The organism is Reyranella sp. (genome assembly GCF_050185545.1).
Taxonomy (GTDB): domain Bacteria; phylum Pseudomonadota; class Alphaproteobacteria; order Reyranellales; family Reyranellaceae; genus Reyranella.
In genome coordinates, this window is sequence record NZ_JBFWZI010000080.1 from 23,339 (window position 1) to 29,992 (window position 6,654).

Below are 6,654 nucleotides of genomic sequence, written 5' to 3' on the forward strand. Positions count from 1 at the left end.
CGGGCGCGGCACGCCTTGTCCTCAATCCCGCCGATCACCGGGACGTCGTGGGCCGCGTCGTCGACGCGACGCCCGAGACGGTCGACGAGGCCTGCGCGCGGGCCGCGCCGTGGCAGGCGCCGCCCGCCCTGCGCGCCGAGACCCTGCGCCGCGCGGCCGACCTCCTCGAAGCGCGCATGGAAGAGATGCTGGGTACCATCGTGCGCGAGGCCGGCAAGACCTTCGGCAACGCCGTCGGCGAGGTGCGCGAGGCGGTCGACTTCCTGCGCTACTACGCCGGCTGCCTCGCCGGTTTCGACAATGCCACGCACAAGCCGCTCGGCGTGATCGCCTGCATCAGCCCGTGGAACTTCCCGCTGTCGATCTTCACCGGCCAGATCGCCGGCGCGCTCGCCGCCGGCAATGCCGTGATCGCCAAGCCGGCCGAGGAAACACCGCTGATCGCGGCGCGGGCGATCGCGCTGCTGCACGAGGCCGGCGTGCCCTCCGACGCGCTGCAGGTCGTGCCGGGCGACGGCAAGGTCGGCGCGCACCTGGTCGCCAATGAAAAGGTGGCGGGCGTGGTGTTCACCGGCTCGACCGAGGCGGCGCAGTCGATCAACCGCACGCTCGCCCGCCGGCTCGGCGCGGACGGGCGGCCGCCGGTGCTGATCGCCGAGACCGGCGGCCAGAATGCGCTGGTAGCCGACTCCTCGGCGCTGCCCGAGCAGCTGGTCCTCGACGTGCTGGCGTCGGCTTTCGACTCGGCCGGCCAGCGCTGCTCGGCGTTGCGCGTGCTCTGCCTGCAGGAGGACATCGCCGATCGGGTGATGCCGATGCTGAAAGGCGCGATGGCCGAGCTCGCCGTCGGCAATCCCGACCGGCTTTCGGTGGATGTCGGGCCGGTGATCAGCGACGACGCCAGACGCCGCCTCGACGATCACATCGCGCGGATGCGGGAGGCCAGCCATGCCGTGTTCCAGGTGCCGCTCGGCGACGAGACGCGCCAAGGCACCTTCGTGCCGCCGACCCTGATCGAGATCGGCGCCGTCGCCGATCTGCCAGGCGAGGTGTTCGGGCCGGTGCTGCACGTGCTGCGCTACCGCCGCGAGGACATGGAGAAGGTGGTGCAGGAGGTGAACCGCACCGGCTTCGGCCTGACCTTCGGCGTGCACAGCCGCATCGACGAGACCATCGACCGGGCGATCGACGCCTCGGCTGCCGGCAACCAGTACGTAAACCGCAACATGATCGGCGCGGTGGTGGGCGTGCAGCCGTTCGGCGGACACGGCCTGTCGGGAACCGGACCCAAGGCCGGCGGACCGCTCTACGTCCACCGCCTGCTGGCGCGGCGGCCGGCGACCACGCCGAGTGCCGGCGAACTCGCCGGTCCGGTCGGCGAGCGCAACAGCTATGCGCTGAAGCCCAAAGGTCTGGTGCTGTGCGTGGCCGCCGATCCGCGGGCGCTGCAGGCGCAGCACGCGCTGGTGCGGGCGACCGGAAATCGCGTCGCGGCCGACGAGGCGATGTCCATCGCCGTGGCGCTGTTCGCCGGCAGCGCCTCGGATCTCCTGGCGCTCAATCGCCGCCTCGCCGCTCGGCCCGGACGCATCGTGCCGGTATTCGTCGAACCCTATCCGCGCGAATTCCTGCTGGACGAAGTCTCGCTCAGCATCAACACCGCGGCGGCCGGCGGCAACGCGAGCCTGATGACGATCGGGTAGTGGCCAGAACACTCCCATGTGGAAAACAGTGCCGTCATCCCGACCGAAGCCGAGCGCGGCTCGGCGCAGTGGAGGGACCTTTCTTGTTGCGCCTGAGAGAGAAAGGTCCCTCGACTGCGCCGCCCTGCGGGCGGCTCCGCCCGGGATGACGAATTGTCTTGATATGCGAATGCCTGGGCGAGGGACGGTGGCAATCGCGTTCGCGCGATCGGTGACCGGTGTTGCAATCCATGAAGTGCCTGTGAAATCTGTACCGCAGGCACCTGCGGGTAAGTTGGTGGCGGGGGCCTTGAATGGCCTCGGGTCCCGCCTAACATGACGGGCGTCAATTTCTTCAACAGGGATGCGATAATGAGAACTCTTCGCTGGCTCGCCGTGGTTGCCGCCGCCTTGATGGTCGTGGCGCCGACACTGGCCGACGCGCGCGCTGGTGGCGGCACGGGCTCCGGCAGTCGCGGCAGCAGGACCAACCAGGCACCGGCCCCGACGCAAACCGCGCCGCAGGCCAAACCTGTCGAACGCAGCAAGTCGGCCGAGCAGCCGGCGCAGAAGCCGGGCGGCGCTGCCGCGACGCCCGCGCCCCGGGCGGGCGGCTTCATGGCGCGCAACCCGTTCCTGTCCGGACTGATCGGCGGCATGCTCGGCGCCGGCCTGATCGGCATGCTGTTCGGCGGCGGTTTTGGTGCCGGCCTCGCCGGTGCGGCCGGCTTCATCGGCCTGCTCCTGCAGGTCGCGCTGATCGGTGGCCTGGTCTACCTCGGCGTTCGGCTGTTCCGCGGCTGGAGCGCTGCACGGGCGCAACCGGCGCCGGCGGGGCGGCCCGCCTACGTCCTGGCCGGCGGCATGCCGGGACGGACGATGGACGCGCCGCCGCTCGCCCGATCGGGCGGTGCGCTGCCGATGGGGAGCGCGCCCCAGGTCGCCATCGGTGCGGACGACTACAGGGCGTTCGAAACTGCCCTCGCCGACATCCAGGCGGCCTGGAGCAGGGCTGATCTGGCCGCCCTGCGTGGCCTCGCGACGCCGGAGATGGTCGGCTATTTCGCCGAGGAACTCGCCAGCAATGCCGGCCGGGGCGTCGAGAACAGGGTCGAAGCGGTGAAGCTCGAGCAGGGCGACCTGTCGGAGGCGTGGAGCGAAGGCAACCTCGAGTACGCCACCGTCGCGATGCGCTTCAGCATGATCGACACGACCCGCCGGATCGCCGACGGCGCCATCGTCGCGGGCAACGACAAGGTCCGTACCGAGGCGACCGAGGTCTGGACCTTCCTGCGCAACCGCGGCGGCCCGTGGCTCTTGTCGGCGATCCAGCAGACCTGACAGGCAACTCAGTGGCTGGGCCGGTCGAAGTGGACCGGCCAGCCCACCCGCCTACTGTTGGCCGAGACGACGTACCGACGGCGCAAGCAAAGGTCTGATGGCGCAATCAAGGTCCCTCGCTTACGGCGCTTGCTTCGCAAGCGCCCTTTCTCGCGATGACATCGTTGTGCTGGGCGCGCGCCACTCCTGTGGCGCATCTCTTTGTGTGTTCGATGATGATCACGCCACTGGAGTGGCGCGCCCCCAGCTATGAGGCTGAGCGTAGCGAGTGACCTCCCGTTTCTTCACGTGCGCTTGAAGATGCCCGGTCTATGATCGGAACCTGGTGCGACGGCGCGAACCGAATGAGCGGCCCGCCGTGTCGGAACGCTTCTTGCTCCCGTGACCCGATGTGAATCAGGAGGACAGCGAGATGCCCAAGGAAATTCTGTGCGGCTTCGGGATAGACGTCGATGCCGTCGCCGGCTGGCTCGGCAGCTATGGCGGCGAGGACTCGCCCGACGACATCTCGCGCGGCCTGTTCGCCGGCGAGGTTGGCAGCCCGCGGCTGCTTAAACTGTTCGAGCGGTTGGGAATCAAGACGACGTGGTTCATCCCGGGCCATTCGATCGAGACCTTTCCCAAGGAGATGAAGGCCGTCGCCGATGCCGGCCACGAGATCGGCATCCATGGCTACAGCCACGAGAACCCGATCGCCATGACGCGGGCGCAGGAGACCGAGATCCTCGACAAGTGCATCGATCTCGTGACCAAACTCTCGGGCAGGCGGCCGACCGGCTACGTCGCGCCGTGGTGGGAGTTCTCTCCGGTCACCAACGAGTTGCTGCTCGAGCGCGGCATCAAGTACGACCATTCGCTGATGCACAACGACCACACGCCCTACTACGTGCGGGTGGGCGATCGCTGGACCAAGATCGACTACGCCAGGAAGCCCAGCGACTGGATGGTGCCGCTGCAGCGCGGCCAGGAGACCGACCTGATCGAGATCCCGGCGAGCTGGTACCTCGACGACCTGCCGCCGATGATGTTCATCAAGAAGTCGCCCAACAGCCACGGCTTCGTCAATCCGCGCGACATCGAGGAGATGTGGCGCGACCAGTTCGACTGGGTCTATCGCGAGCACGACTACGCCGTGTTCCCGATGACAATCCATCCCGACGTGTCGGGGCGGCCGCACGTGCTGATGGCGATGGAGCGGCTCTATCATCACATGATCGGCCATCCCGGCGTGCGCTTCGTCACCATGAACGAGATGGCCGACGACTTCGCGCGCCGCTTCCCGAGGAAGAAGCAATGATCGGGTTCATAGCTTCCGGACGGCGAGGCTCCCACTCGCTCGAGGCATCGACGTCACGCAGCCCTGGGCGAGCTGGAGGCTCGCGATCCGGAAGACATTGATGTGCGCGCTGTGCGGGGTCCTGGGCGGCGCCGGTCACTGGACCGACGCCGTCGCCCGGCCCGGCGTGTTCACGCGCAACGCCGATCCCGTCGAGCGCCGTCGCGAACGGACGCAGCTGGTCGCCGGCGCCAACCGCATCCTCGGTGCCTACGGGCTCGCGCTCGGCGACTGGCAGGCGAGCGCGTTCGTCCTGTCGACGGCCACCGGCAAGAGCGAGATTGTCGACCATCTCGGCCATCTCTGGGCGACGGCCGAGAGGCTGCTCGGCCGGCCGTGCGATCCGCTCGACCCGGCGCTCATCGCCAGGCTGGAGGAGCGGGACAACCGCACATGACAATAAAGGCGTCATCGCGACCGGAGCCATCCGAAGGGCGGCGTAGTGGAGGGACCTTTCTTATTGCGGCATCGGCAAGAAAGGTCCCTCGACTTCGCCGCCCTTCGGACGGCTCCGCTCGGGATGACGACATTTTTTTCGGTATGCAAATGCCGCGGCTGGAGGCGGCGTGAGCGCGCCTCTCTTCACGCCGGTCAACCTGATCACGGGCTTTCTCGGCTCGGGCAAGACCACCTTGCTGCAGCGCCTGCTGGCCGATCCGGCGCTCGCCGACTCCGCGGTGCTGATCAACGAGCTCGGCGAGGTCGGGCTCGACCATCACCTGCTCGAGCGCATCGACGAGACCATGGTGCTGCTCCCGTCCGGCTGCCTGTGCTGCACCATCCGCGGCGAGCTCGCCGCCGCCATCAGGGACCTGCACGGGCGGCGCGAGACGGGGACAGTCCCGCCGTTCCGCCGCCTCGTCGTCGAGAGCACCGGCCTCGCCGATCCGTTCCCGATCCTGTCGACGCTGCAGGCCGACCCGGTGCTGCGCCATCACTTCCGTCCCGGCAACGTCATCACGACGGTCGATGCCGTGAACGGCGCGGCGCAGCTCGTCCGCCATCGCGAGAGCGCCCGGCAGATCGCCGTGGCCGACCGGCTGGTGCTCACCAAGACCGATCTTGCGGGCGAGGACGCGATCGCGGCCCTCGTCAGCCGGGTACGCGGCCTCAACCCCACGGCGCCGCTGTGGCGCGCCGTGGGCGCACCGCTCGACGCCGGCGCGCTGCTGGCGCACGACGTCTTCGCAACGGCGGGCCGCAACGAGGCGGCGCGGCGGCTGTTTGCCGGTGAGCTCGAGGCGCCCTCGGGCGGCGGTTCGCCGTCGACGCACGGCGGTTCCATCCAGGCGTTCGCCCTGTCCTTCGACGGGCCGATTGACTGGACGCTGTTCGGCCTGTGGCTCAGCATGCTGCTCAATCGCCACGGCGAGCGCGTGCTGCGCGTGAAGGGCATCCTGAATGTCGCCGGCTCGGCGGCGCCGGTCGCCGTGCACGGCGTCCGGCATCTCGTCCATCCACCGGTCCACATGGCGGCGTGGCCCGACGAGGACCGGCGATCCCGGCTGGTGTTCATCGTCGATGGCATCGACCGCACCGTCCTTTCCCGATCGCTTGGCGCCTTTCTCGGGAAGGCAGCGCATCGGCGCTCGGCGGCCGGATCTTTCCCGGTAGTGAAGTCACTGTTACAGTAGCATACAGCAACTCGCATAAATTTGCAGTTAATGGCCTGTTTTTGCATCGATTGGACAGACCAATAGGGGAATATTTAGTTCAACTTGAAGGCAATACGTCGACAGACGAAGGTATGAGATAATTTCATTCAAGTCTGAGATATGCGTGCGCGAGTCTTGCACTCAGCATGCGGATGGACCTACCGTGCCGATCGCTTGGGCTGTCTGAATCTTGGGGAAGGGGGAGGGGGGGATGCGGTCGGGCCACTGTCATCGCTGCTAGCCCTCTGTTCGTCGCCGCGCGGTGCCGTGCGTCAATCGGCACCACACTGGGAGGTAGCATGACCACGTTTATCGTGACCAATCTCAACGACAGCGGCACGGGGTCGCTGCGCGCGGCCATTCTCGCCTCGAATGCCGATCCGTCGCCGACACCCGACAGGATAGAATTCGCCGTCTCGGGCACCATCAACCTCTCGAGCGATCTGCCGGCGATCACCAATACCGTCCAGATCGACGGCACGTCGGCGCCTTCGTACGTCCCCGGCGGCCCGCCGGTGGTCGAGGTGAACTTCAACGGCCACAGCGGGCTGACCTTCTCGACCGGTTCCAGCGGCTCGGGCCTGTTCGGGCTGGCGCTCGGCAACTCGGGCGATAACGGCGTCACCCTCAACGCCTCGAA

Annotated in this window: 5 protein-coding genes and 1 pseudogene; all 6 read left to right on the forward strand. The window is 68.0% G+C overall.

The features are described 5' to 3' along the window. Positions 1-1,703, forward strand: a pseudogene (locus AB7O82_RS20740) (L-glutamate gamma-semialdehyde dehydrogenase); the annotation flags it as partial. A 351-nt stretch (positions 1,704-2,054) separates the two neighbouring features. Continuing rightward, positions 2,055-3,023, forward strand: coding sequence for a Tim44 domain-containing protein (locus AB7O82_RS20745; RefSeq protein ID WP_428549848.1), 969 nt, complete (start codon positions 2,055-2,057; stop codon positions 3,021-3,023). A gap of 412 nt (positions 3,024-3,435) precedes the next feature. Next, on the forward strand, positions 3,436-4,320 hold the full coding sequence (locus tag AB7O82_RS20750) for a polysaccharide deacetylase family protein (protein WP_428549846.1): 885 nt from the start codon (positions 3,436-3,438) through the stop codon (positions 4,318-4,320). 100 nt (positions 4,321-4,420) lie between these two features. Beyond that, a complete protein-coding gene (locus AB7O82_RS20755; protein WP_428549844.1) occupies positions 4,421-4,756 on the forward strand; it encodes a hypothetical protein in 336 nt (111 codons plus the stop codon). 169 nt (positions 4,757-4,925) lie between these two features. Continuing rightward, positions 4,926-5,993, forward strand: a complete 1,068-nt coding sequence (locus AB7O82_RS20760) for a CobW family GTP-binding protein (RefSeq protein WP_428549842.1) — start codon at positions 4,926-4,928, stop codon at positions 5,991-5,993. Positions 5,994-6,313: 320 nt separating this feature from the next. Then, a partial coding sequence (locus AB7O82_RS20765; RefSeq protein WP_428620046.1) for a hypothetical protein occupies positions 6,314-6,654 on the forward strand: 341 nt, incomplete at its 3' end.

What these genes read in the sequence shown, in the direction of transcription:
- AB7O82_RS20755 (WP_428549844.1), top strand. Translation starts at nt 4,421, where the DNA reads ATGTGCGCGCTGTGCGGGGTCCTGGGCGGCGCCGGTCACTGGACCGAC.
- AB7O82_RS20750 (WP_428549846.1), top strand. Translation starts at nt 3,436, where the DNA reads ATGCCCAAGGAAATTCTGTGCGGCTTCGGGATAGACGTCGATGCCGTC.
- AB7O82_RS20745 (WP_428549848.1), top strand. Translation starts at nt 2,055, where the DNA reads ATGAGAACTCTTCGCTGGCTCGCCGTGGTTGCCGCCGCCTTGATGGTC.